The sequence below is a fragment of the Cedecea lapagei genome (assembly GCF_900635955.1).
Lineage (GTDB): Bacteria > Pseudomonadota > Gammaproteobacteria > Enterobacterales > Enterobacteriaceae > Cedecea > Cedecea lapagei.
Genome location: NZ_LR134201.1, coordinates 3,422,465 through 3,447,328, shown reverse-complemented (window position 1 = coordinate 3,447,328; position 24,864 = coordinate 3,422,465). Strand labels below are relative to the sequence as shown.

Below are 24,864 nucleotides of genomic sequence, written 5' to 3'. Positions count from 1 at the left end.
GTCTACCTTAACGCTTCACTATCGGCTGCGCCGTAGAATGGCACCTGTGCTGCCGGCGGTAGCACACAGAAACAGAGAAGAGGTTTTACTGATGACAGATAAGCGCAAAGACGGTTCAGGCAAACTGCTGTACTGCTCTTTTTGCGGCAAAAGCCAGCATGAAGTGCGTAAGCTGATTGCCGGGCCGTCAGTGTATATCTGCGATGAGTGTGTCGATTTATGTAACGACATCATTCGCGAAGAGATTAAAGAAGTGGCGCCGCACCGTGAACGCAGTGCGTTGCCAACGCCGCACGAAATCCGTAACCATCTTGACGATTATGTTATCGGCCAGGAGCAGGCCAAGAAAGTGCTGGCGGTTGCGGTTTATAACCACTACAAACGTCTGCGCAACAGCGACACGTCCAACGGCGTTGAGCTGGGTAAAAGTAACATCCTGCTGATCGGGCCAACCGGTAGCGGTAAAACGCTGCTGGCAGAGACGCTCGCTCGCCTGCTGGACGTTCCGTTTACTATGGCGGATGCGACCACGCTGACCGAAGCCGGTTACGTGGGTGAAGACGTTGAGAACATCATTCAGAAGCTGCTGCAGAAATGCGACTACGACGTACAGAAAGCCCAGCGCGGCATCGTGTACATCGATGAGATCGATAAAATCTCCCGCAAATCTGATAACCCGTCGATCACCCGTGACGTATCCGGTGAAGGCGTGCAGCAGGCGCTGTTGAAGCTGATTGAAGGCACCGTGGCTGCCGTTCCACCTCAGGGTGGCCGTAAGCATCCGCAGCAGGAGTTCCTGCAGGTTGATACGTCTAAGATCCTGTTTATCTGCGGCGGCGCATTTGCCGGCCTGGATAAAGTCATCGCTAATCGCGTGGAAACAGGTTCCGGTATCGGCTTTGGCGCAACGGTAAAAGCGAAGTCTGAGAAGGCCAGCGAAGGGCAGCTGCTCGGCCAGGTCGAGCCGGAAGATCTGATCAAGTTTGGTCTGATCCCTGAGTTCATCGGTCGTCTGCCGGTGGTGGCTACGCTTAGCGAACTGAGTGAAGACGCGCTGATCCAGATCCTGAAAGAGCCGAAAAATGCGCTGACCAAGCAATATCAGGCCTTGTTCAACCTGGAAGGCGTGGAGCTGGAGTTCCGTGACGAAGCGCTGGATGCGATTGCCAAAAAAGCGATGATTCGCAAAACCGGTGCTCGTGGCCTGCGTTCCATCGTTGAAGGTGCGCTGCTCGATACCATGTACGATCTGCCTTCGATGGACGATGTGGAAAAAGTGGTGATTGACGAGTCCGTCATTGCCGGCCAGTCCAAACCGCTATTAATTTATGGTAAGCCGGAAGCGCAGCAGGCGTCCGGTGAATAATTCGCCAGAATAACCAGTCAGTTAATAAAAAAATGGGGGATTTTATCCCCCATTTATTTTTCCTGCATTCCCGCAGTTGAATGTCCGGGAAACAGCCCCATATACTGGTTTACTTGTTGGTGGAGCGGAAGCGTTCACCAAATCACCTGGCGGACATTAAACTAAGAGAGAGCTCTATGAATCCTGAGCGTTCTGAACGCATTGAAATCCCCGTATTGCCGCTGCGCGATGTGGTGGTTTATCCGCACATGGTTATTCCACTGTTTGTCGGGCGTGAAAAATCCATTCGCTGCCTGGAAGCTGCAATGGACCATGATAAGAAAATCATGCTGGTGGCGCAGAAAGAAGCTTCGACGGATGAGCCAGGTGTAAACGACCTGTTTACAGTTGGGACCGTGGCTTCTATTTTGCAGATGCTGAAACTGCCAGACGGCACGGTAAAAGTGCTGGTAGAAGGCCTTCAGCGCGCCCGCATCACCACGCTTTCTGACAACGGCGATCACTTCTCAGCGCAGGCTGAGTACCTGGAGTCGCCGGCGATTGAAGAGCGCGAGCAGGAAGTGCTGGTTCGCACCGCCATCAATCAGTTTGAAGGCTACATCAAGCTGAACAAAAAAATCCCGCCGGAAGTGCTGACGTCGCTGAACAGCATCGACGACCCTGCACGTCTGGCCGATACCATTGCCGCGCACATGCCGCTGAAGCTGTCGGACAAACAGTCCGTGCTTGAGATGTCCGATATCAACGAACGTCTCGAATACCTGATGGCGATGATGGAATCGGAAATCGATCTGCTGCAGGTTGAGAAACGCATTCGCAACCGCGTCAAAAAGCAGATGGAAAAAAGCCAGCGCGAGTACTATCTGAATGAGCAAATGAAAGCGATTCAGAAAGAACTCGGCGAAATGGACGACGCGCCAGACGAAAATGAAGCGCTGAAGCGCAAAATTGACGCGGCGAAAATGCCGAAAGAAGCGCGTGAGAAAACCGAAGCCGAGCTGCAAAAGCTGAAAATGATGTCGCCGATGTCTGCGGAAGCGACCGTCGTGCGCGGCTATATCGACTGGATGGTTCAGGTACCGTGGAATGCCCGCAGCAAGGTCAAAAAAGATCTGCGTCAGGCCCAGGAAATCCTCGACACCGACCATTACGGCCTCGAACGCGTGAAAGATCGCATCCTGGAATATCTCGCCGTCCAGAGCCGTGTTAACAAGCTTAAAGGGCCGATTCTGTGCCTGGTTGGGCCGCCAGGGGTAGGTAAAACCTCTCTGGGTCAGTCCATCGCCAAAGCCACGGGCCGTAAATACGTGCGTATGGCGCTGGGCGGGGTGCGTGACGAAGCGGAAATTCGCGGTCACCGCCGGACTTACATCGGCTCTATGCCGGGTAAACTTATCCAGAAGATGGCAAAGGTCGGGGTGAAAAACCCGCTCTTCCTGCTCGATGAAATCGACAAAATGTCTTCCGACATGCGCGGCGATCCGGCATCGGCTCTGCTGGAAGTGCTTGATCCCGAGCAGAACGTGGCGTTTAACGACCACTATCTGGAAGTGGACTACGATCTCAGCGACGTGATGTTTGTGGCGACCTCGAACTCGATGAATATCCCGGCTCCGCTGCTGGACCGTATGGAAGTGATTCGTCTGTCCGGTTATACCGAAGATGAAAAACTGAACATCGCTAAACAGCACCTGCTGCCAAAGCAAATCGAGCGTAACGCCCTGAAGAAAGGCGAGATTAAGGTTGATGACAGCGCCATTGTGGGCATCATTCGCTACTACACTCGCGAAGCTGGCGTGCGTAGCCTGGAGCGTGAAATCTCCAAGCTGTGCCGTAAAGCGGTGAAACAGCTGCTGCTGGATAAATCGCTCAAGCACATCGAAATCAACGGCGACAACCTGAAGGATTTCCTCGGGGTACAGCGCTTTGACTACGGCCGTGCCGACAGCGAAAACCGCGTAGGGCAGGTGACCGGGCTGGCGTGGACGGAAGTGGGCGGCGACCTGCTGACCATCGAAACCGCGTGCGTGCCGGGCAAAGGCAAGCTGACCTACACCGGCTCCCTCGGTGAAGTGATGCAGGAGTCAATCCAGGCGGCGCTGACCGTCGTACGCGCTCGTGCGGAGAAGCTGGGCATCAACGGCGACTTTTACGAAAAACGTGATATCCACGTTCACGTCCCGGAAGGGGCAACGCCGAAAGATGGCCCAAGCGCCGGTATCGCCATGTGTACCGCGCTGGTCTCTTGCCTGACGGGCAACCCGGTGCGTGCCGATGTCGCGATGACGGGGGAGATCACTCTGCGTGGTCAGGTTCTGCCGATCGGCGGCCTGAAAGAGAAGCTGCTGGCTGCGCATCGCGGCGGCATCAAAACCGTGCTGATCCCGGACGACAACAAGCGCGATCTGGAAGAGATTCCGGACAATGTGATTGCCGACCTGACTATTCATCCTGTGAAGCGTATTGAGGAAGTGCTGGCCCTCGCATTGCAGAATGAGCCTTACGGTATGCAGGTGGTCACCGCAAAATAGTGACCTGACGCAAATACAGTCGATAAAATTAGGGCTGGCAGGTGAATTGTCACTTGCCAGCTTTTTTTTGTGTCGCTAATTTAGTTGCTGGCTGAGTTTATCGTCCACAACTCCTGTTGTAAGGGCATGACGAGCCTGTTATAACTGCTGCGCGGTCGCACTTGAGGGACATCAGGTGCGATATAAATTATAAAGAGAGGAAGAGAAGAGTGAATAAATCTCAACTGATAGACAAAATTGCCGCAGGTGCTGATATTTCTAAAGCCGCGGCTGGACGTGCGTTAGATGCTGTTATTGCTTCTGTTACTGAATCTCTGCAGTCCGGGGAAGACGTAGCACTGGTAGGTTTTGGTACCTTTGCTGTTAAAGAGCGTGCTGCCCGTACTGGCCGTAACCCTCAAACCGGTAAAGAAATCACCATCGCCGCAGCAAAAGTACCAGGCTTCCGTGCTGGTAAAGCGCTGAAAGACGCTGTTAACTGATTTATTAGCCCCGGCTGATGGGGTGTAGGGTGTCAGGTATCGCAGGGGCGCATCGTTCGATGTGCCTTTTTTATTGCCAGAAGCTTAATTTTACGCAGGTATTGATGATTTGCAGCGGGTTTCTTGTCACAATACGCCCTTGCGCGCAGCACCGGGCAGCTTGAGTTTCTAAGGATGCCAGCTTAGCGCCTGCGCAGGTTTACCAAGTCATACTACAGCGGAGTGTTGTTACACCATGATGGACAATTTACGAGCGGCGGCTAACCATGTCGTGCTCAAGATCATTCTGGGTTTGATTATCTTGTCATTCGTTCTGACTGGCGTAGGTAGCTACCTGACTGGCGGTAACAATAATTATGCCGCAAAAGTAAATGGCCAGGAGATTCCGCGTGGCCAGTTTGAGAACGCGGTGGCGAACGAACGAAATCGCCAGCAGCAGCAGCTGGGCGATCAGTTCTCCGTTCTCGCCGGTAACGAAGGCTACATGAAGCAGATGCGTCAGCAGGTGCTCAACCAGCTGATTGACGAGGCGCTGCTCGATCAGTACGCCAAACATCTGGGCCTCGGCATCAGCGACGAACAGGTAAAAATGGCTATCTTCAGCCAGCCTGCTTTCCAGACTAACGGCAAGTTTGATAACGCCCGCTATAACGCGATTATCGGCAACATGGGGCTGACGGCGGACCAGTATGCACAGGCTCTGCGCAACCAGCTCACCACAGATCAGCTGATCAAGGCCGTTGTGGGTACCGATTTCATGCTCACCGGTGAAACCGACGAGCTGGCTGCTCTGGTTTCCCAGCAGCGCGTTGTCCGTGAAGCGACAATTGACGTGAAGGCGCTGGCCGCGAAGCAAGAGGCTTCCGAGCAGGAAATCAACGCCAACTACGAGCAGAACAAAAATCGCTACATCACGCCTGAGCAGTTTAAAGTCAGCTATATCAAGCTGGACGCGGCTTCCATGCAGGAAGAGGCCAGTGATGCGGACATTCAGGCTTACTATGACCAGCACAAAGACGAATTCACCCAGCCGCAGCGCAACCGCTACAGCGTGATTCAGACCAAAACCGAAGATGAAGCGAAAGCGATTCTCGGCGAACTGAGCAAAGGCGGTGATTTTGCCGCGCTGGCTAAGGCGAAGTCTGCTGACATCATCTCTGCCCGTAACGGCGGCGACATGGGCTGGCTGGAAGCGTCCACCACGCCTGACGAGCTGAAGAATGCCGGCCTGAAAGAAAAAGGCCAGCTCTCCGGCGTGGTTAAGTCTTCCGTTGGCTTCCTGATTGTTCGCCTCGACGACATCCAGCCTGCCGTTGTAAAACCGCTGGCGGAAGTCCGCGACGGTATCGTGGCGAAAGTGAAGCAGGAAAAAGCCGTTGACGCCTACTATGCTTTGCAGCAGAAAGTGAGCGATGCCGCAAGCAACGACAACGAATCTCTGGCAAGCGCCGAGAAGGTGGCGGGCGTTAAAGCGGTTGAAACCGGCTGGTTCGGTCATGACAACCTGCCTGATGAGCTGAACTTCAAACCGGTTGCCGACGCTATCTTCAGCGGCGGTCTGGTGGGTGAAAACGGCTCGCCGGGCAGCAACTCCGACATCATTACCGTCGACGGCGATCGTGCTTTCGTCCTGCGTGTCTCTGAACACAAAGCCGAAGCGGTTAAACCGCTGGCGGAAGTGCGTGACCAGGTTATCGCCGCCGTGAAGCAGCAGAAAGCGGAACAGCAGGCGAAGCTGGATGCCGACAAACTGCTGACCGCGCTGAAGCTGGGCAAAGGCGCTGACGAAATGAAAGCGGCGGGCCTGAGCTTCGGTGAAGCGAAAACCCTGAGCCGCACCGGGCAGGATCCGATTAGCCAGGCTGCCTTTGGGCTGCCTCTGCCGGCAAAAGAGAAGCCGAGCTTTGGCGTCGCCAACGACATGCAGGGCAACGTGGTCCTTCTGTCGCTGGATGAAGTGAAGGCGGGCTCTATGCCGGACGAGCAGAAAAAAGCGATGGTTCAGGGTATCACCCAGAACAATGCCCAGATTGCTTTCGAAGCGCTGATGTCCAACCTGCGTAAAGAGGCGAAGATCAAGCTGGGCGATATCGTCGACCAGCAGCAGTAATCCTCGCAAATTTTTGCAACGCAGTGTAATCCCTGAAGGCCGCTTTCGCGGCCTTTTCCACATTTAAAAAGCGGCGTTTGTGGCTGATTTTGTGCCCCGGTATGGTGACCTGGCTGTCAACATATATGGAGGACACAGCATGACTTCAGGAATCAAAGCGTTTTCACTCTCTCTTATTCTGGCTGGTTTAATTGGCTGCGTACCCGCGCAGGCCGCCACGGAAAAAGCCGGTTCGGCTCAGGCTGGTACGGCTGCGTCACAGCCTAAAGCGCCCCCTGCAAAAGTGGTTGAACAGGCTGATGGGCCGGTCAGCATTAACAGCGCCCCGGCGGAAGAGCTGGCCCAGAAGATGAACGGTGTAGGGCTGAAAAAGGCGCAGTCCATCGTCAGCTACCGCGATGAGTTCGGTCCTTTTAAAACGCTCGACCAGCTGCAGGAGGTGCCGGGCATCGGCGCTTCACTGGTAGAACGTAACCTGGCTCGCATAAAACTTTGAGTTTCCGTGCTCAGGCTTCTCCCTGAGGGGAAAAGTTTGCTACGCTGAGTGAGAGGTCATACCAGTTCATAGGTATGGCCTCGCTTACCTTCACCTGATGACAATAAAAAACAGTACAAGGGTTTCGCGCTATGCAAACACATATCAAAGTTCGTGGTTACCACATGGACGTTTACCAGCACGTTAACAATGCCCGCTATCTTGAGTTTCTTGAAGAGGCTCGCTGGGAAGGGCTGGAAAAGACCACGGGTTTCCAGTGGATGACGGAGCACAACATCGCCTTCATCGTGGTGAACATCAATATCAGCTATCGCCGCCCGGCGGTGCTTGGCGACCTGCTGCGTATCGACAGCAAGCTTCAGCAGCTGAACGGTAAAAGCGGCGTGCTTAGCCAGGTTGTGACGCTGGAGCCTGAAGGGGAAACCGTTGCCGATGCGCTGTTGACCTTCGTCTGCATTGATCTAAAAACGCAAAAGGCGGTGCCGCTGGAAGGTGAACTGCGTGAGAAGCTGGAACAGATGATGAGTGCCTGACATTGCTGACAAAGAGGGAAAAAGCGTGGTTTTTCCCTCTTTGTGATTTTCCGGTCTATATTACGAACCGCTTGGTATTTCTTCTATCGACAGCGGTTTAGCACCACGCCGTGATGAGTTATTTCAGGCCGGTTTTTTGCTGCATGGCGGCCATAACCGCAGGTTTGTTTGCCAGATAGTGGTTAAGGCCGTTAGCACGCAGATGGCAGGCTGCGCATTCCCCGCAGCCGTCGCCCTGAATACCGTTGTAGCAGGTCAGCGTCTCATGGCGGACAGTTTCAAGCTGCTTCCAGTAATCGGCCAGCGCCCAGGTTTCAGCCTTGTCCAGCCACATCAGCGGCGTTTCAAACCGGATGTCTCTTGCCATACCGAGGCTTACCGCGTGGTTCAGCGCTTTAACAAACTCATCCCGGCAGTCCGGGTAACCGGAGAAATCCGTTTCGCACACGCCGGTTATCACGGATTCCGCTTCAACCTGGTAAGCGTAGATCGCCGCCAGCGTGAGGAACAAAATATTGCGCCCCGGCACAAAAGTGCTTGGGAGGCCGCTGTCTTCGGGGTTGTAACCCGGTACCGGAATACTGTCTCTCGTCAGGCTACTGACCGCCAGTTCGTTAAGCAGAGTGACGTCCAGGACCTTGTGCGCACGGGCGCCAAGCTTCAGCGACAGCTTTTGGGCTACGTCTATTTCTGCGCGGTGGCGCTGGCCGTAATCAAACGTCACGCAGTGCACTTCATCATATTGCTGTAACGCCTGAATCAGGCAGGTGGTGGAGTCCTGTCCGCCGCTGAAAACCACGACTGTACGTTTCATTCTCTATCCTGTCGTTCACAAGGGTGTCTGGAAAAGGGGTATGGTAACGCCCCCGGAATGGATCAACCAGCTTCTTCACGCCATGCCCGGCGGCGGGAGCCAGGCTTCGCAAAAATCGAACCAGCCCCACGCGTTCAGCTCAATGCCGTTGACGCCGGGCGGGGCGCTTATCTGGTAGCGATAATTAAACAGCGGCGTAACTACCGCATCCCGCATCAGGCCGTGAAATACCTCTTTCAGCCCTTCATTACGCTCATGAGGTGAATGATAAGCCTGCACCGCATCCAGCGTGGCCTGCAGATGGGCATACTGCCCGGCGCTCAATAAATTAGGCCATAGCACATCGCTGCGCAGCCACTGTTCAAGCGTGAACTCCGGGGCCTCGCCGATCAGCCGGTCACCCATCACGATATCGGCGTCGATAAGATGCTGGCAGCCGGCCCAGGTTTTGGCATCGTGGAAAATCACCGTCAGCTCGCAGCCACGTTCAGCCAGGTAGTGCTTTAGCTGCAGCGCCATGGCGTGAAGCTCAACGGGCAAATGGTAAACCAGCGTGAGCTTTTTCGGCAATTTGACGGCTTTATGCCGATCCCATGCGGGGATTTGCCAGCCGGGGATCATCTCGGTGTTCGGGGTGATCAGCCCGCTTTTCAGCGGCAGCGTGCCGATCATTTCCGGCTCCCGAACAATCTGCATAATTGTTGTTGCCTGCTCTGCGCTAAGCCTGCCCTGTGGCCGGATCCCCAGATAGCAAAACCCCAGGCTGATGCTGTTGCTGACCGGGCGAAGCTTCTCCAGCTCATCCTGCTGGCCAATGGCAATCTGCACCGGATGGAGACAGCTGGTGCCGAGCGTTGTTTCGAAAAGCTGCGGCGTTATCCAGTATTCGATGGCTTTCAGCAGCGGATGCTTCAGGTGGTAGCTTTCAAAGCTTTCCAGCCGCACCAGGTTTGGCTTAAAGCTGGCGATGCGGAACGGGCCGCAGCCCAGCTGAGTATCCAGCGGATGGGCGAGGCGGCTGCAGTAGCTTGCCAGACGATGCGCCAGCCAGTAATCCGGACGGTGCAGAATAAAACGCAGGCACTGCGCATGCGGGATTTCGATACGTTCGACGCTGATAAACAGCCGACGCAGATCGGGCAGCGCCAGCAACATCATCAGGCGCTGCTGGAGCTGGTGAGTTTCGACAGGTTCGCCGTTATGCCAGTGCAGGGTTGAGCGAATAAAAAAGTCCCAGCACAGGCCGCTGTCAGAGACTTGCCAGTGGTGGGCAAGGTCGGGCTGCGGCTGCGGACTTTCACGGCCAAAGCGCGTCAGGCCCGAAAAAACCTGGCCTGCCAGATGCTGCTCGGCGCGCCCCGGCAGAAACCCTGGGCCAACGGGATCGAGAGGGCGATAATAAGGGATACGAAGCGTAGGCACATCGTTTTGCCACTGGCCGCCAAGAAACGGCTGAAGCAGCTGGCGCAGCTGCTCCGGCGCTAGCTGAGCCAGCTCCAGCGCGTTTTGATGCTGGCCCTTACCCAGAACCTGCTCCATCATGCCGGAGCGGACGCTTTCCGGCGAAACCAGAAAGGTCAGCTCACCGCGTTTGCCGCGTCCGGACTGCGCGCGCCAGCGAAGCCAGCCCGCATCTTCCAGCTGATTCAGCAGCGTCCTGACGTGACGATCGCTACAAAAGCAGCGCCCGGCAAGCTCGGCAACGGTGACCTGCTGTGGCTCTCCGGCAGAAGGCTGCCACAGACGCTGAAATTGATTGAGTCGATTCAGAAGTCGCATAAAAAACCCGGAACATTTTTCCCCAAGTATTCACTATTAGTTCCGTATATTCCAGGGGATACTTTTGCCTGTCACGTAACTTCTGGAGTAACCATGGCTCGTCTGGCTGCATTTGATATGGACGGCACGCTGCTGCTGCCCGACCATCATCTTGGGGAAGCAACCCTGAACACGCTGAAGCGCCTGCGTGAAGAGCGCCAGATAACCCTGGCTTTTGCGACCGGTCGTCACGAGCTGGAGATGCGCCATATCCTGGGAAAACTCGATCTTGAGGCTTTTCTGATCACCGGCAACGGCACCCGAATTCACAGCATGGAAGGCGAGCTAATGCACCGCAACGATCTCTCACCCTGGGTGGTTGAGACCGTGCTTCACGGGCATTGGGATACCGAAGCCAGCATGCACGCCTTTAACGATTCAGGCTGGTTAACCAGTCATGAGATTCCGGAATTGCTTCACGCCCATGTCTACAGCGGCTTCCGCCCGCGCATCGTCGATCTCCGCACGTTACCGGCCCATGAAGTGACCAAGATCTGCTTCTGCGGCGATCATGACGATCTGTGTCGCCTGCGTATTCAGCTTAATGACGCGCTGGGCGACAGAGCATTTCTTTGCTTCTCGGCGATGGACTGTCTGGAAGTGCTGCCGGTGGGCAGCAACAAGGGCGCGGCGCTCGGCGTCCTGAGCGCACATTTGGGTTTCACACTGCAGGATTGCATGGCATTTGGCGATGCAATGAATGACCGCGAAATGCTCTCAGCGGTAGGGCACGGCCTGATCATGGGCAACGCCATGCCGCAGCTTAAAGCGGATTTACCCCACCTGCCGGTTATCGGCCACTGCCGTAACCAGGCGGTCTCGCACTATTTGACGCACTGGCTGGATACTCCACATCTCACCTATTCCCCCGAATATTGAGACCTTTCAGCGCCGGGCCAAAAGCCCGGTTTTTTTATTTTATCAGAGAGTCAATCTCGGCCTTAAACGGCGAGAGATCGCCGATATGCTCGTTGACCCAGGCAGAATTGTAATAGGTCTCAAGATAGCGCTCCCCGCTGTCGCAAAGCAGCGTCACGATAGAGCCGCTGCGGCCTTCCTCGCGCATTCTTGCCGCCAGATGCAGGACGCCCCACATATTGGTGCCGGTTGAGGCACCCACCTTACGACCAAGCTGAGATTCCAGCCACTGCATGGTTGCCACGCTTGCGGCGTCGGGCACGCGCATCATTTCGTCAATGACGTCAGGGATAAACGAAGGTTCGCAGCGCGGGCGGCCAATGCCCTCAATTTTACTGCCGACCTCGCTTTTCAGGCTGCAGTCGCGCTGCTGCCAGTAGTCAAGAAACACCGAGTTCTGGGGATCGACAACCATCAGCCGGGTGTTATGGTCCTGGAATCTAAGATAGCGACCAAGGGTTGCCGAGGTGCCGCCGGTTCCGGCGCTCATCACGATGTAATCCGGTACCGGGTTGGGTTCATGCTTCATCTGGCGGAAAATACTGTCCGCGATGTTGTTATTACCGCGCCAGTCGGTGGCGCGCTCGGCATAGGTGAACTGATCCATATAATGGCCGTTCAATTCGCGGGCCAGCATCTCTGACGCGGCATAGATTTCACAGGCGCTTTTAACAAAGTGGCAGCGGCCGCCGTAGAATTCAATTTGTTCAATTTTGCGTTTTGCGGTGCTGGCAGGCATTACCGCGATAAAAGGCAGGCCGATCAGGCGAGCAAAATAGGCTTCAGACACCGCCGTCGAGCCTGAGGAGGCTTCGATAATCGTGGTCCCTTCATTTATCCAGCCGTTACACAGCCCATAAAGAAACAGCGAGCGTGCCAGGCGGTGCTTCAGGCTGCCGGTCGGGTGCGTGCTTTCATCTTTCAGGTAGAGCTGAATACCCGGAAAACCCGGCAAAGCCAGGCGGATAAGATGGGTGTCCGCAGAACGTTGATAGTCGGCGTTAATTTCGCTAATCGCGTGGGTAACCCAGGTGCTGGTCATGGAGCGTTCTCGTTTATCAATTTGTGCTTAGCGTAATCCAAACCGTGGATAAAAAAGTTGCCTTTTTGTCTTTTTAACGCTTCCATTAGAGAAAATATTTCTCTCTGGTGGCCGCTTGATAGATAAAATAGACCGTAATCTGCTCTCGATGCTGCAGCAGGACTGCACCCTTTCTTTGCAGGCGTTAGCGGATGCCGTTAATCTGACCACCACGCCGTGCTGGAAACGATTAAAACGCCTGGAAGATGAAGGCTATATTCGTGGCAAAGTCGCACTGCTGGATCCGGAAAAGCTCGGCCTTGGCCTGACGGCATTTGTGCTGATTAAAACCCAGCAGCACAGCAGCGAATGGTACGGTAAATTTGTCTCGGTAGTGGAGGCGATGCCCGAAGTGCTCGGCTTTTGGCGCATGGCCGGCGAGTACGACTATCTGATTCGGGTTCAGGTGGCAGACATGAAGCGCTATGATGATTTTTACAAGCGGCTGGTTAATGGCATCCCGGGATTAAGCGATGTCACTTCGAGTTTTGCCATGGAACAGATAAAATACACCACAGCATTACCTCTAACGTCATGATTCCGCGCTTAGCGGGACGGTAAAGCCTTTCACCCTTTTGCCCTGGCCGGCAGACAGCATTTCAGGATCTTAACTTCGTGCGATTATTTGCTCAATTAAGCTGGTACTTCACCCGCGAGTGGCGACGCTACCTCGGCGCGGTAGCATTGCTTATTATTATCGCCATTCTGCAGCTTGTGCCGCCAAAACTGGTGGGCGTGATTGTGGATGGCGTAGTTCAGCAGCGTCTCTCCTCACAGCAGGTGCTGATGTGGGTTGGCGTGATGCTGCTTATTGCCGTGGTGGTTTATCTGGTGCGCTATGTCTGGCGCGTCCTGCTGTTCGGGGCGTCGTATCAGCTGGCGGTTGAGCTGCGGGAAAACTATTACCGCCAGCTAAGCCGGCACCATCCTGAATTTTATCTTCGGCACCGCACCGGCGACCTGATGGCGCGCGCCACCAACGACGTGGATCGTGTGGTATTTGCCGCCGGGGAAGGGGTGCTGACGCTGGTGGACTCGCTGGTCATGGGGCTGGCGGTACTGATCGTTATGTCGACCCAAATCAGCTGGCAGCTGACCCTGCTGGCGCTGCTGCCGATGCCGATTATGGCCGTTGTCATTAAGCGTGACGGCGCGCGCCTGCACGACAGATTCAAGGTCGCTCAGGCGGCCTTCTCCGCGCTGAACGATCGCACCCAGGAGAGCATGACCAGCATCCGCATGATCAAAGCCTTTGGCCTTGAGGATCGTCAGTCGGCGCTGTTTGCCTCCGAGGCGCAGGACGCCGGAGCGAAGAACATGCGTGTTGCGCGTATCGATGCGCGTTTCGATCCCACCATTTATGTCGCGATTGGTGCCGCCAACCTGCTGGCTATCGGCGGCGGAAGCTGGATGGTCATTGACGGAAGCCTCACCCTGGGTCAGCTCACCAGTTTTGTCATGTACCTCGGCCTGATGATCTGGCCGATGCTGGCGCTGGCGTGGATGTTCAATATCGTTGAACGTGGGAGCGCGGCCTACAGTCGTATTCGCGCCATGCTGGAAGAAGAGCCGGGCGTTGTTGATGGTGATAAAACGCTGCCGGAAGGGCGAGCTGAACTGGTGGCTACCATTCGCGAGTTCCACTATCCACAGGCCGCCAAGCCTACGCTGCAGAACGTTAATTTCACCCTTAAGCCCGGTGAAATGCTTGGCCTGTGCGGGCCTACAGGCTCCGGAAAAAGCACCATTCTTTCCCTGATTCAGCGCCATTTTGACATTCAGGATGGGGATATTTGTTACCACGGTCTCCCGCTCACGGCGTTGAAAATTGACGGCTGGCGCAGCCGCCTGGCTATCGTCAACCAGACGCCGTTCCTGTTCTCCGACACCGTTGCCAGCAATATTGCGCTGGGTAAGCCAAACGCAACGCAGCAGGAAATTGAGCATGTCGCCCGCCTGGCAAGCGTCCATGACGATATTCTGCGGCTGCCTCAGGGGTATGAGACTGAAGTCGGGGAGCGCGGCGTGATGCTTTCCGGTGGCCAAAAGCAGCGTATCTCCATCGCGCGTGCTCTGCTGCTGAACGCCGAGATCCTGATTCTGGACGATGCGCTCTCCGCCGTTGATGGCCGTACCGAGCACCAGATCCTGCACAACCTGCGCGAGTGGGGTGAACACCGCACGGTCATTATCAGCGCGCACCGCCTGTCGGCCTTAACGGAAGCCAGCGAAATCCTTGTGTTGCAGCACGGCCATATCGCCCAGCGAGGCAGCCATGACAGCCTGGCGTCTCAGCCGGGCTGGTACCGTGATATGTACCGTTATCAACAGCTGGAGGCCGCGCTGGACGAGGCTCCGGGGCTGGAAGAAGTCAGGGAGAGCGCCGATGAGTCGTAAACAACAGTGGCCAACGATCAAACGTCTGCTGGCCTACGGATCGCCCTGGCGTAAACCGCTGGCTGGCGCGATGCTGATGCTTTGGGTCGCGGCAGCTGCGGAAGTCTCTGGGCCGGTGCTGGTCAGCTACTTCATCGATAACATGGTCGCCAAAAATCAGATGCCGCTTGGCCTCGCCGCCGGGCTGGCCGTCGCCTACATTCTGCTGTCGATAAGCGCCGCCGGGCTGCACTATCTCCAGGCCCTGCTGTTTAACAAAGCGGCCGTAGGCGTGGTGCAAAAACTGCGAACCGACGTGATGGACGCCGCGCTGCGTCAGCCTTTGAGCGCGTTTGACACTCAGCCTGTCGGGCAGCTTATTTCCCGCGTCACCAACGACACCGAGGTGATTCGCGACCTGTATGTCACGGTGGTGGCGACGGTACTGCGCAGCGCAGCGCTGATCGGCGCTATGCTGGTAGCGATGTTTACGCTCGACTGGCGCATGGCGCTGGTGGCGATAACCATTTTCCCGGCGGTGATTGCCGTGATGTTTATCTACCAGCGCTACAGCACGCCGATTGTGCGCCGTGTACGCAGTTACCTGGCGGACATTAACGACGGATTTAACGAAGTCATCAACGGCATGAGCGTGATTCAGCAGTTCCGTCAGCAGGCTCGCTTTGGCGAGCGAATGGGGCAGGCGAGCCGCTCCCATTATCTGGCGCGTATGCAAACGCTGCGGCTCGACGGCTGGCTTTTGCGCCCGCTGCTGAGCCTGTTTTCTGCGATGATCCTTTGCGGTCTGCTGATGCTGTTCGGCTTCACTTCCCGGGGCACCATTGAAGTCGGCGTACTGTATGCGTTTATTAACTACCTTGGCCGCCTGAACGAACCGCTGATCGAATTAACGACTCAGCAGTCGATCCTCCAGCAGGCGGTGGTTGCCGGCGAGCGCGTGTTTGAGCTGATGGACGGCAAGCGCCAGGATTACGGCAACGACAACCGCCCGCTAGCCAGCGGGTCTATCTCCGTCGACAACGTATCGTTTGCCTATCGCGGCGACCGGCTGGTGCTGCAGGACATTAACCTTGAAGTGCCTTCCCGCAGCTTTATTGCGCTGGTCGGGCACACCGGGAGCGGGAAAAGTACCCTGGCAAACCTGCTGATGGGGTATTACCCGTTAACGAAAGGCGAAATACGCCTTGATGGCAGGCCGCTTGACTCCCTCAGCCATGAAACGCTGCGTCGCGGCGTGGCTATGGTACAGCAGGATCCGGTGGTGATGGCCGACTCGTTCTTCGCCAACGTCACCCTGGGGCGTGATATCAGCGAAGCGGCGGTCTGGCAGGCGCTGGAGACGGTTCAGCTTGCGGAGCTGGCTCGTGCGCTGCCGGAGGGCATCCATACTCGCCTGGGCGAGCAAGGAAATAATCTCTCCGTCGGCCAGAAGCAGCTGCTTGCCCTGGCGCGTGTTCTGGTTGAAGCGCCGCAGATCCTGATCCTCGATGAGGCGACGGCGAACATTGACTCCGGGACAGAACAGGCTATTCAGCGCGCGCTGGCGGTGGTCCGTCAGCACACCACGCTGGTGGTCATTGCCCACAGGCTGTCTACCATTACCGACGCTGACACCATTCTGGTGCTGCATCGCGGCCAGGCCGTGGAGCGGGGCACCCACGGTGAACTGCTGGCGCAGCAGGGGCGTTACTGGCAGATGTATCAGCTACAGCTGGCGGGCGAGGAGCTTGCCGCCGCCGCGCAGGAAGAGTCGCTTACCGCCTGATGCACCACAAGCAGGCAACGCCCCCCTGAAAAACCGATGCTTCTCCGCATTGGTGCAACACAAAAACGCATCCTGCACCGCAGTGGTGCGTTTTTTCTTTTCAGACGAATCCCGTCCAATCACACTTGCCGATGCCGCATTCCGGTAACCCGCCAGAAGCCTGAAAACGTGCTGAATCCTGCCGCTTTTTTATTCCTGGCATGAGCTTTGCTTTGCTCTCTACGTGCAGGTAACAACCTAATTCTGAGGGGAGAGGATTTATGAAGCTGGTCACCGTGGTAATCAAACCGTTCAAACTTGAAGACGTGCGTGAAGCACTCTCTTCAATCGGTATTCAAGGGCTTACCGTGACCGAAGTTAAAGGTTTCGGCCGCCAGAAAGGCCATGCGGAGCTTTACCGTGGTGCCGAGTACAGCGTCAACTTCCTGCCCAAAGTAAAAATTGATGTCGCTATTGCTGACGATCAGCTCGATGAAGTTATCGACGTGATCAGCAAAGCCGCCTACACCGGCAAAATCGGTGACGGGAAAATCTTCGTTGCAGAACTGCAACGCGTTATTCGTATTCGTACCGGCGAAGCCGACGAAGCCGCTCTGTAACTGCTGGTAAGCCTTGATTGGGATGAGAAAAATGAAAAAACTAGCTGCACTTCTTGGTTCAGGTGGGCTGGCATTGCTGCCGGCGCTCGCCTTCGCTGCGGACGCGCCTGCGGTCGCGGACAAAGCCGATAACGCCTTTATGATGATATGCACCGCGCTGGTGCTGTTTATGACCATCCCAGGCCTGGCGCTGTTCTACGGCGGCCTGATTCGTGCCAAAAACGTGCTGTCGATGCTGACGCAAATCTCCGTCACTTTCGCGCTGGTGTGCGTACTGTGGGTGGTTTACGGCTACAGCCTGGCGTTTGATACCGGCAACAATTTCTTCGGTAGCTTTGACTGGGTGATGCTGAAAAACATCCCGCTGAAAGCGCTGATGGGGACCTTCTACCAGTATATTCACGTTGCGTTCCAGGGCTCCTTCGCCTGTATCACCGTAGGCCTGGTCGTCGGCTCCCTCTCCGAGCGCGTGCGCTTCTCTGCGGTAGTGATTTTTGCGGCCGTTTGGCTGACGCTTTCCTATGTGCCGATTGCGCATATGGTATGGGGCGGCGGTATCCTTGCGACCCATGGCGCGCTGGACTTCGCCGGTGGTACCGTGGTGCACATTAACGCCGCTGTTGCTGGCTTGGTGGGCGCTTACCTGGTGGGTAAACGCGTTGGCTTCGGCAAAGAAGCTTTCAAGCCACACAACCTGCCAATGGTGTTTATCGGTACCGCAATCCTGTACTTCGGCTGGTTTGGCTTTAACGCCGGCTCCGCAAGCGCCGCCAATGAGATTGCTGCCCTGGCGTTTGTGAACACCGTTGTGGCAACTGCGGGTGCTATCCTCTCCTGGGTCTTTGGCGAGTGGGCGCTGCGCGGTAAACCTTCTCTGCTGGGCGCCTGTTCCGGTGCTATTGCAGGTCTGGTAGGTATTACTCCAGCGTGTGGTTACGTTGGCGTGGGCGGCGCGCTGCTGATTGGTCTGGTTGTTGGCTTGGCCGGCCTGTGGGGTGTGACAACGCTGAAAAAATGGCTCAACGTTGATGACCCTTGTGATGTGTTCGGCGTGCACGGCGTGTGCGGCATCATCGGCTGCATCATGACCGGTATCTTCGCGGCAACTTCTCTGGGTGGCGTAGGTTACGCCGAAGGCGTGACCATGGGGCATCAGGTTCTGGTTCAGCTGGAGAGCGTCGCTATCACCATCGTATGGTCAGGCGTTGTCGCGTTTATCGCGTTCAAAATTGCTGACCTGACCGTTGGGCTGCGTGTACCAGAAGAGCAAGAGCGTGAAGGCCTGGACGTCAACAGCCACGGCGAAAACGCTTACAACAGCTAATCAGTCCTGAGAACCTCGCCCGCCAGGGCGAGGTTTTTCACTACCCGCGATGACGCATCACGCCTTCCTGAACGGTAGAAGCCACCAGCACACCATCCTGAGTATAAAACTCTCCGCGCACAAAGCCGCGAGCGCTCGAAGCCGATGTACTTTCCACGCTGTAAAGCAGCCAGTCGTTCATGTCGAAGGGGCGGTGGAACCACATGGAATGATCGATAGTGGCGACCTGCATACCCGGCTCGAGGAAACCTACGCCATGGGGCTGCAGGGCAACCGGCAGGAAGTTAAAGTCTGAGGCATAGCCGAGCAGATACTGATGCACGCGGAGATCCTGCGGCATGCTGCCGTTAGCGCGGATCCAGACCTGGCGAGCAGGCTGATCTACGTGGCCTTTGAGCGGGTTATGGAATACCACCGGGCGAATTTCCAGCGGCTTTTCGCTGAGAAACTTCTCTTTTGCCTGCGGCGGCAGGAATTTCTCCAGCGAACGGGCGATATCCGTTTCAGATACCAGACCGTCAGGCTTTGGCGCAGGCGGCATCTCTTTCTGGTGCTCATAGCCAGGCTCTGGCGCCTGGAATGACGCGGTCATATAAAAAATCGGCTTTCCGTTTTGCACCGCAGCGACGCGGCGAGCGCTGAAGCTGTTGCCGTCACGCAGGGTTTCAACGTCATAAACGATAGGTTTTTGGCTGTCGCCCGGGCGTAAAAAGTAGCTGTGGAACGAGTGGACCAGCCTCTCTTCCGGCACGGTTTCTTTTGCCGCATAAAGCGCCTGGCCGACCACTTGCCCGCCAAATACCTGGCGTAAGCCTAAATCTTCGCTTTGGCCACGGAACAGTCCCTCTTCAATTTTTTCCAGGTTAAGTAACGCCAATAAATTGCTGAGCGCCTGACTCATAAAATGTCCTCAATAAGGGGGAATGTGGCAATTGCGGTGATTATAACATGCCCGCAAACCGCGCATTTAACGAGTCGGGGCTGGGAACATTCCTGGTTTTAAGCAGAATTAAGTGATCTGTGCCACACTTAAGCCGTTACGCGTGTTTTTCATCGGGGTTCGTCCCCGGCGCTACATTGATAATAAGGAGAAAAAATCAATGAAACTCGTGCCTATGTTAAGTGCTTTGGCCATCGCGGTTGCCGTTGCAGGTTGTGCACATAAAAGTGCTGATGTTCCTACGCCTGCACCGAGTGCCTCCGCCGGTGCCGCGTCTGCCCAGCAATCTTCTATCGCCTTGCCTAATGTCTCCGGTACGGCTTGGATCCGTCAGCGGGTTGCCCTGCCGCCGGATGCGGTGCTAACGGTGACCGTTTCAGACGCTTCACTGGCCGATGCGCCATCTAAAGTGATTGCGCAAAAAGTCGTGCGTACCGAAGGTAAACAGGCGCCTTTCAGCTTCGTGATACCGTTCAACCCGTCTGATATTCAGCCGAACGCGCGTATCCTGCTTAGCGCAGCCATTACCGTTGACGGTAAGCTAATGTTTATCACCGATACCTTCCAGCCGGTCATCAACCAGGGCGGGACGAAGGCCGATCTGACGCTGGTGCCGGTACAAAATACGGCTATTCCGGCCCAGCAGGGCGGTGGGGCAGCAGCGAGCGTGCCTTCAACCTCTCCGACTCAGGTAACGCCATCTTCAGCGGTACCCGCGCCAACAACGTACTAACGTTTAACGCCCCCGGATGGGGGCGTTTTTAATAGCGCCAGCGATAGCGCAGCATATCGATATGACCATCACCCGACACCATCACACCTTCTGACAGCAGCGCCTGGCGTTGACGCTGGAGATCCGGCCCGGTCAGCGAGATAACACCCTGTCGGTTCACCACTCGGTGCCACGGTAAACGGCTGCCTTCCGGCAGACGCTTAAGCACGCCTCCGACCTGGCGAGCGGCTCTGGGCGACCCGGCAAGTGCTGCAATTTCACCGTAGGTAGTAACGTAACCTTCAGGAATGGCGGCAACAATCTGGTAAACCCGCTGTGGGAAGGAATCGTGATTATCCATAGTCAACTCCTGACAAAATCGTTTCTAAGGATAATCGGCTGACGGGGAAAGTACCAACCTAAACCGCTGATGCGCAATAAACCAACACCTGACCGCCACCGGCTTGCAATTGCCGGGGGCTATGTGGATAATGCGCCTGCGCGTTGGATAACAACGCTCTCAATGGGGGCCCTGTTGGTTCTCCCGCAACACTAACTTGTGAACTCGGTCAGGTCCGGAAGGAAGCAGCCGCAGCAGGCGTCGTGTGTGCCGGGATGTAGCTGGCAGGGCCCCCACCCAATTCTGGCCTACCCCTTTGCCAGCACCGTTTTAGACCGACGTTTCTCTCCCCACCCTAAGTTGATCCCCGCTGCCGCCAGCAAAATCATTGCGCCACCGACAAACTGAATCGGGCTCATGCTGTGGTTAAAGGCAAAGCGATCCACCACCACCGCCACAATCGGGTAGATAAATGAGAGCGAAGCGGTCACCGACGTCGGCAGCTTTTGAATCGCGCCGTACAGCAGCTGGTACATCACGCCGGTATGAAGTATGCCCAGCATCGCCACGATGCCCCAATGGGTAAGCGTCATTGGCTGCTGAAAATCCACCAGCGGCAGCAGCAAAATTGTGCCTACGGCCACCTGAACTAGAGCAATTTGCTGCGGAGGAACGCCCTTCAGCTGGCGGGTGATGAGCGCCGTCAGGGCATAAAAGAGTGCGGCACCCAGCGCCATCACAATGCCCAACAGCCAGCCGCTGTTACCGCTATGGTTTAGCCCGCTCGAGAGCACAAGCAGCATGCCGACAAACGAGGCTCCCAGCCAGAGCCACCTGCTGCGGCTTACCCTCTCTTTAAGGATAAAAACGCCCATGACTACCAGCATTAGCGGCTGCGTATTGTAGAGCACCGTGGCCAGCCCGATGGACGTTCGCGAATAGGCAGCAAAAAGCAGAAGCCAGTTCACAACCAGCGCCACCCCGCCCAGTGCAGCGATAAAGACAACCTTGCGGTTCAAATGGCTGCGCCAGTTACCGCTAATCATGCCCATTATGAAGAGGGCAAGAGTCGCAAAAACGCAGCGCCAGAATACGACGTTGGCGATAGGCTGCTGAGAAAACACGACAAGTGCGCCGATGGTGCCGGAGATGAGCATCGCTGCAATCATTTGCAGGCTGCCGGTTCTTATCTCACGAGTCATTTTATTTCTCCAGAATAAAGAGCTTTATTCTGAACGCTACGATGGGCACGTTGAAGTGCTAAAATTAGCCTGTTAAATCCTTTTGCCTTTATAAATGAGATAAAAATGAGTGATTACCTTCCTGATGAGATCGACAGGCATATTCTGACTATTCTTGCGGCTGATGCCCGTATCTCGCTGAAAGTATTGAGTGGAAAAATTGGTCTCTCTTCTCCGAGCACGGCAGAAAGAGTGAAGCGGCTTGAGGAGCGGGGTGTGATTAACGGCTACACCATGAGCGCCAATTTGCCGGCGCTGGGCTATACCCTGCAAGGGCTGGTCCGAATGAAACCTTTGCCTGGCATGCTGCATAAAGTGGAGAAGATGATTCAGGCGATCCCTGAGTGCATAGAATGCGACAAAATTACCGGCGAAGATTGCTTCATCATCCGGCTGGTGATTCGCTCTATCGAGCAACTGGATGAAATCCTTGATGAGTTGGCCGAGTTTGCCCAGTGCAATACCTCTATTGTTAAAAGTACGCCGGTAAAACGAAGACTGCCGCCGTTGTAATGGCTAAACCCGGATATATTTTGCGGGTATTTGAATTATGACAGAAATATTAAATTTATCGCGCTGGCTGGATCTTATTTATTCTCTATAGTATTAAACATCAACCTCTGTTTAAGCACTAAGGATTTGCAATGACGACGGCTACGCTGAACGTAAAAATAAGCATCGAGTTAAAAGAGAAGATTCGTCACTATGCGGAAGAAAATAGTGAAACCCTGGCAAGCGTAACGGAGAGACTTCTGTCAAAAGCCTTTGATGAGATCGACGGTGATGTGGGTGTTGACGAAGACGACGTGGACAGCCAGCACACTTCAGAAGCGCGCGTAACGCCTTTAAACGATCGCGAGATCAAGGCATTGCGTAAACTGCTGAAGAAGAAAAAATGAACGCCGGTACGGACAGTACCGCCTACAGCTATCAGCAAGCCTGTGAGTTATTACGTTCAGGCCACCTGAAAAAGGTAAAACTGGGCTGGAATATTGGCAGCGATGAGTTTTTCCGTATCGCTTCAGACTGGTGCGATACCGGTGCCTGTATTAAAAAAGAGGGTGAGCATTTCACCATCACCCTTAAAGGGTTTGCCATCCCCAGAATCTCACAGCATTAATATTTAGCGCCGGTCTGTTGCAATTATTATAGAGTATTATTTCCCTCTTTTATTTTAGAGGGAAATAATCCGCTGGTTAAAATACCACTCCCCTGAGACTTTCATTTCTCGTTGCCGCCAGATGCTGCCACAGCGGTTGCAGCCGCTGAAGGGCTCGCTCCATCTCCCTGGGCTCAAGGCTAAAGGGAAGGCGTAAAAAACGTTCGAAGGCTCCCTCAACGCCAAATCGCGGCCCAGCGCCGATTCGAATGCCCTGGCTTTCTGCCGAAGCGGCAAAAATTGTGGCCAGCGGTTTCGGCAGCTCCACCCACCACGATAATCCGCCTTCCGGGGGAGAGGTTTTCCAGTCAGGGAACAGCGTTTGCATCGTAGCGAAGCTGGTCTCGCAGCGTTGGCGAAGCATTTCCCTGCGTTGAGGCAGAAAATTTTCTGCCTCATTGAAGAGTTGAATGGCGGCAAGCTGCTCCAGCAGCGGCGTTCCTAAATCAAAGGTATTACGGATTTGTATCAGCGAGCTGATGGTTTTGGCCGAGGCTCTTATCCAGCCGAGGCGCAGCCCGCCCCAGAAACTTTTTCCGGCTGACCCCAAAGAGAGGATGTGATCTTCTGCGCCAAAGGCGGCCAGTGGAGCTGGCGGCGGTGCATCAAACCAGAGATCGGCCATGGTCTCATCCACAACCAGCGTCGTGTGGCTGCGGGCCGCAATCTCATTTACCCTTTGGCGCGTCTCGGCATCCATGCAGCGGCCGGTTGGGTTATGGAAATCGGGAATTAAGTAGGCCAGCCGGGGAGAAGTCTGGGCGATGGTTGCCGCCAGACCTTCCACGTCCCAACCGCTTGCGGGCAGGCTGACCGGCACCGGTCGGCAGGAAGCTCCGCGGATAGCGGCCAGCGCCATTGGGTAAGTTGGATGATCGACAACAACGCGATCTCCGGGGCCGGTAAACAACCTGAGAATCAGTCCCAGCCCGCTAACGGCGCCGTTGACCACCATAATTTGGTCCGGCGAGGTGGGTAATCCACGAGCAGTATAGTGGCGCGATATGGCCTCTCTCAGCTCCGGCAGCCCCTGGCTGTCATAGCCGGTGGAGGACAAATGTTCCGGCAAGAAGGTCAGCGCAGACGAATAGGCCCGGTGAATTTCAGGCCCGGCGCTAAGGGCCGCAGTGGACAGGTCGAGCACCGGAGCATTGCCGGGCAGCGGGGAAATGGCCGGGCTGCTTTCGGGCAGCAGGGTAACCGATCCTGAGCCCTGCCGGCTTAGCAGATAGCCTTCTTCACGCAGCTGAGCCAGCGCGGAAGCCACCGTCGTGCGGCTTACGCCCAGCGAGACTGAAAGTTCTCTTTCTCCCGGCAGCCTGCTGTCGAGCGGTAGTCTGCCATCCAGGATCAGCAGCCTAAGCCCATCGGCCAGCTGGCGATACACCGGTGAGCGGGATGACGTCTGCTGCCACTGGCCCAGCAGGCGTGTTAAAGACGAGGTACCGATTCTGCGCAGCGTCATAGCAGTCCACTTTTTGATAACTGGACCTTAATACTAAGTCCATTTTGCGAGAGGGTATAGCCATAAAAACTCAACGAGGATGTTTATCATGATGGCACGCCGCCTGCTGCAGCTCTATACCGGCCTGGTCTTTTACGGTGTCTCAACCGCCATGTTTGTGCGTGCAGATTTGGGGGCTGACCCGTGGAACGTCTTTCACCTCGGTGTGGCAAGGCTGTTATCGTTAAACCTTGGTCTGGTAATGATTATCGTTGGCGCGCTGGTGCTGCTGCTGTGGATCCCGCTGCGCCAGCGTCCGGGGCTCGGTACCATCAGCAACGTGATTGTTTTAGGGCTGGCGGCAGATGCCACGCTGGCGTTAATGCCGCCGCTGGAATCGCTCGTTGCCCGTTCGTTTTTGCTGGCGGGCGCTTTGATTGTCAACGCGCTGGCGACCGGAATGTATATCGGCGCAGGCTTTGGCGCCGGGCCGCGTGACGGACTGATGACCGGGATCCACGCCAGAACGGGCTGGTCCGTGCGCAGCGTGCGTACCGCCATTGAGGTGACGGTGCTGCTCTCCGGCTGGCTGATGGGCGGCAGTTTTGGCGTGGGCACCGTGCTTTATGCTTTAGCCATCGGGCCGCTGATCCAGCTCTGCCTGCCGTGGTTTCGCGTTAAGCCGCTGAAAAAAACGGTGCCTGCTGTACCCGAGGTCATATCATGATCCTCAGGGACTAAATGAAGCTTACTCTGTAGCCTGAGAAGGTGAGGGCGAAGGCCCTCACCAGTCA

24 protein-coding genes and 1 other RNA gene are annotated in these 24,864 nt (G+C 55.8%); 18 read left to right on the top strand and 7 right to left on the bottom strand.

The window, feature by feature from the left end:
* The first annotated feature begins 91 nt into the window (after positions 1 to 91).
* From clpX to EL098_RS16715, 6 genes are all read left to right on the top strand, one after another.
* On the top strand, positions 92 to 1,366 hold the full coding sequence (clpX, locus tag EL098_RS16740; RefSeq protein WP_126357249.1) for an ATP-dependent protease ATP-binding subunit ClpX: 1,275 nt from the start codon (positions 92 to 94) through the stop codon (positions 1,364 to 1,366).
* Between the two features lie 176 nt (positions 1,367 to 1,542).
* Positions 1,543 to 3,897: an endopeptidase La gene (lon, locus tag EL098_RS16735; protein ID WP_167469951.1), complete on the top strand. Its 2,355-nt coding sequence runs from the start codon at positions 1,543 to 1,545 to the stop codon at positions 3,895 to 3,897.
* 209 nt (positions 3,898 to 4,106) lie between these two features.
* Positions 4,107 to 4,379 (top strand): nucleoid-associated protein HU-beta, encoded by a 273-nt coding sequence (gene hupB / locus EL098_RS16730; protein ID WP_008454620.1) that lies wholly within the window; start codon positions 4,107 to 4,109, stop codon positions 4,377 to 4,379.
* 235 nt (positions 4,380 to 4,614) lie between these two features.
* Positions 4,615 to 6,489 (top strand): peptidylprolyl isomerase, encoded by a 1,875-nt coding sequence (ppiD, locus tag EL098_RS16725; RefSeq protein WP_126357248.1) that lies wholly within the window; start codon positions 4,615 to 4,617, stop codon positions 6,487 to 6,489.
* A 139-nt stretch (positions 6,490 to 6,628) separates the two neighbouring features.
* Positions 6,629 to 6,985 (top strand): ComEA family DNA-binding protein, encoded by a 357-nt coding sequence (locus tag EL098_RS16720; RefSeq protein ID WP_126357247.1) that lies wholly within the window; start codon positions 6,629 to 6,631, stop codon positions 6,983 to 6,985.
* Positions 6,986 to 7,116: 131 nt separating this feature from the next.
* On the top strand, positions 7,117 to 7,518 hold the full coding sequence (locus EL098_RS16715; RefSeq protein ID WP_126357246.1) for a YbgC/FadM family acyl-CoA thioesterase: 402 nt from the start codon (positions 7,117 to 7,119) through the stop codon (positions 7,516 to 7,518).
* Between the two features lie 118 nt (positions 7,519 to 7,636).
* Here the strand turns inward: EL098_RS16715 and queC are convergent, their stop codons facing one another.
* Positions 7,637 to 8,332: a 7-cyano-7-deazaguanine synthase QueC gene (queC, locus tag EL098_RS16710; RefSeq protein WP_126357245.1), complete on the bottom strand. Its 696-nt coding sequence runs from the start codon at positions 8,330 to 8,332 to the stop codon at positions 7,637 to 7,639.
* Between the two features lie 75 nt (positions 8,333 to 8,407).
* Positions 8,408 to 10,111 carry an SgrR family transcriptional regulator gene (locus EL098_RS16705; protein ID WP_126357244.1) on the bottom strand — a complete coding sequence of 568 codons (1,704 nt, stop codon included), beginning with the start codon at positions 10,109 to 10,111 and terminating at the stop codon, positions 8,408 to 8,410.
* Positions 10,112 to 10,204: 93 nt separating this feature from the next.
* On the opposite strand from EL098_RS16705, the gene cof reads away from it, so the two are divergent.
* Positions 10,205 to 11,029, top strand: a complete 825-nt coding sequence (gene cof, locus EL098_RS16700) for an HMP-PP phosphatase (protein ID WP_126357243.1) — start codon at positions 10,205 to 10,207, stop codon at positions 11,027 to 11,029.
* Between the two features lie 34 nt (positions 11,030 to 11,063).
* Here cof and EL098_RS16695 read toward each other — a convergent pair whose 3' ends face one another.
* The gene (locus EL098_RS16695; RefSeq protein WP_126357242.1) at positions 11,064 to 12,110 is read right to left on the bottom strand and encodes a PLP-dependent cysteine synthase family protein; all 1,047 of its coding nucleotides are present in this window, start codon (positions 12,108 to 12,110) and stop codon (positions 11,064 to 11,066) included.
* A gap of 115 nt (positions 12,111 to 12,225) precedes the next feature.
* On the opposite strand from EL098_RS16695, the gene EL098_RS16690 reads away from it, so the two are divergent.
* The 5 genes from EL098_RS16690 to amtB all read left to right on the top strand — a co-directional run bounded on the left by EL098_RS16690 (position 12,226) and on the right by amtB (position 18,234).
* Positions 12,226 to 12,687: an Lrp/AsnC family transcriptional regulator gene (locus EL098_RS16690; protein ID WP_126357241.1), complete on the top strand. Its 462-nt coding sequence runs from the start codon at positions 12,226 to 12,228 to the stop codon at positions 12,685 to 12,687.
* Positions 12,688 to 12,764: 77 nt separating this feature from the next.
* Complete coding sequence (locus EL098_RS16685) at positions 12,765 to 14,546, top strand: SmdA family multidrug ABC transporter permease/ATP-binding protein (RefSeq protein ID WP_126357240.1); 1,782 nt, start codon at positions 12,765 to 12,767, stop codon at positions 14,544 to 14,546.
* Positions 14,536 to 16,311, top strand: coding sequence for a SmdB family multidrug efflux ABC transporter permease/ATP-binding protein (locus EL098_RS16680; RefSeq protein WP_126357239.1), 1,776 nt, complete (start codon positions 14,536 to 14,538; stop codon positions 16,309 to 16,311). The genes EL098_RS16685 and EL098_RS16680 overlap by 11 nt, the downstream gene beginning before the upstream one ends.
* Positions 16,312 to 16,571: 260 nt before the next feature.
* Positions 16,572 to 16,910, top strand: coding sequence for a P-II family nitrogen regulator (gene glnK / locus EL098_RS16675; protein WP_002891893.1), 339 nt, complete (start codon positions 16,572 to 16,574; stop codon positions 16,908 to 16,910).
* 31 nt (positions 16,911 to 16,941) lie between these two features.
* Entirely contained in the window at positions 16,942 to 18,234 is a 1,293-nt protein-coding gene (gene amtB, locus EL098_RS16670; RefSeq protein WP_126357238.1) for an ammonium transporter AmtB, read from the top strand.
* 40 nt (positions 18,235 to 18,274) lie between these two features.
* Here amtB and tesB read toward each other — a convergent pair whose 3' ends face one another.
* The gene (gene tesB / locus EL098_RS16665; RefSeq protein WP_126357237.1) at positions 18,275 to 19,135 is read right to left on the bottom strand and encodes an acyl-CoA thioesterase II; all 861 of its coding nucleotides are present in this window, start codon (positions 19,133 to 19,135) and stop codon (positions 18,275 to 18,277) included.
* A 199-nt stretch (positions 19,136 to 19,334) separates the two neighbouring features.
* On the opposite strand from tesB, the gene EL098_RS16660 reads away from it, so the two are divergent.
* Positions 19,335 to 19,907 (top strand): YbaY family lipoprotein, encoded by a 573-nt coding sequence (locus EL098_RS16660; protein ID WP_126357236.1) that lies wholly within the window; start codon positions 19,335 to 19,337, stop codon positions 19,905 to 19,907.
* Positions 19,908 to 19,935: 28 nt separating this feature from the next.
* On the opposite strand, the gene EL098_RS16655 is transcribed toward EL098_RS16660, so the two are convergent.
* Entirely contained in the window at positions 19,936 to 20,247 is a 312-nt protein-coding gene (locus tag EL098_RS16655) for an MGMT family protein (protein WP_126357235.1), read from the bottom strand.
* 172 nt (positions 20,248 to 20,419) lie between these two features.
* Between EL098_RS16655 and ffs the strand changes: the two genes are divergently transcribed.
* Positions 20,420 to 20,516: signal recognition particle sRNA small type (gene ffs, locus EL098_RS16650), an RNA gene on the top strand.
* An 18-nt stretch (positions 20,517 to 20,534) separates the two neighbouring features.
* On the opposite strand, the gene EL098_RS16645 is transcribed toward ffs, so the two are convergent.
* A complete protein-coding gene (locus tag EL098_RS16645) occupies positions 20,535 to 21,428 on the bottom strand; it encodes a DMT family transporter (RefSeq protein ID WP_126357234.1) in 894 nt (297 codons plus the stop codon).
* A gap of 105 nt (positions 21,429 to 21,533) precedes the next feature.
* Here EL098_RS16645 and EL098_RS16640 point away from each other — a divergent pair, with 105 nt between their 5' ends.
* The 3 genes from EL098_RS16640 to EL098_RS16630 all read left to right on the top strand — a co-directional run bounded on the left by EL098_RS16640 (position 21,534) and on the right by EL098_RS16630 (position 22,587).
* Complete coding sequence (locus EL098_RS16640) at positions 21,534 to 21,980, top strand: Lrp/AsnC family transcriptional regulator (RefSeq protein WP_126357233.1); 447 nt, start codon at positions 21,534 to 21,536, stop codon at positions 21,978 to 21,980.
* 131 nt (positions 21,981 to 22,111) lie between these two features.
* Positions 22,112 to 22,366, top strand: coding sequence for a hypothetical protein (locus EL098_RS16635; protein WP_126357232.1), 255 nt, complete (start codon positions 22,112 to 22,114; stop codon positions 22,364 to 22,366).
* Positions 22,363 to 22,587, top strand: coding sequence for a hypothetical protein (locus EL098_RS16630; protein ID WP_126357231.1), 225 nt, complete (start codon positions 22,363 to 22,365; stop codon positions 22,585 to 22,587). The genes EL098_RS16635 and EL098_RS16630 overlap by 4 nt, the downstream gene beginning before the upstream one ends.
* A 76-nt stretch (positions 22,588 to 22,663) precedes the next feature.
* Here EL098_RS16630 and yczR read toward each other — a convergent pair whose 3' ends face one another.
* Positions 22,664 to 24,091, bottom strand: coding sequence for a MocR-like transcription factor YczR (gene yczR, locus EL098_RS16625; RefSeq protein ID WP_126357230.1), 1,428 nt, complete (start codon positions 24,089 to 24,091; stop codon positions 22,664 to 22,666).
* Positions 24,092 to 24,182: 91 nt separating this feature from the next.
* Between yczR and yczE the strand changes: the two genes are divergently transcribed.
* Positions 24,183 to 24,797 carry a membrane protein YczE gene (yczE, locus tag EL098_RS16620; protein ID WP_126358485.1) on the top strand — a complete coding sequence of 205 codons (615 nt, stop codon included), beginning with the start codon at positions 24,183 to 24,185 and terminating at the stop codon, positions 24,795 to 24,797.
* The last annotated feature ends 67 nt before the right edge of the window (positions 24,798 to 24,864 follow it).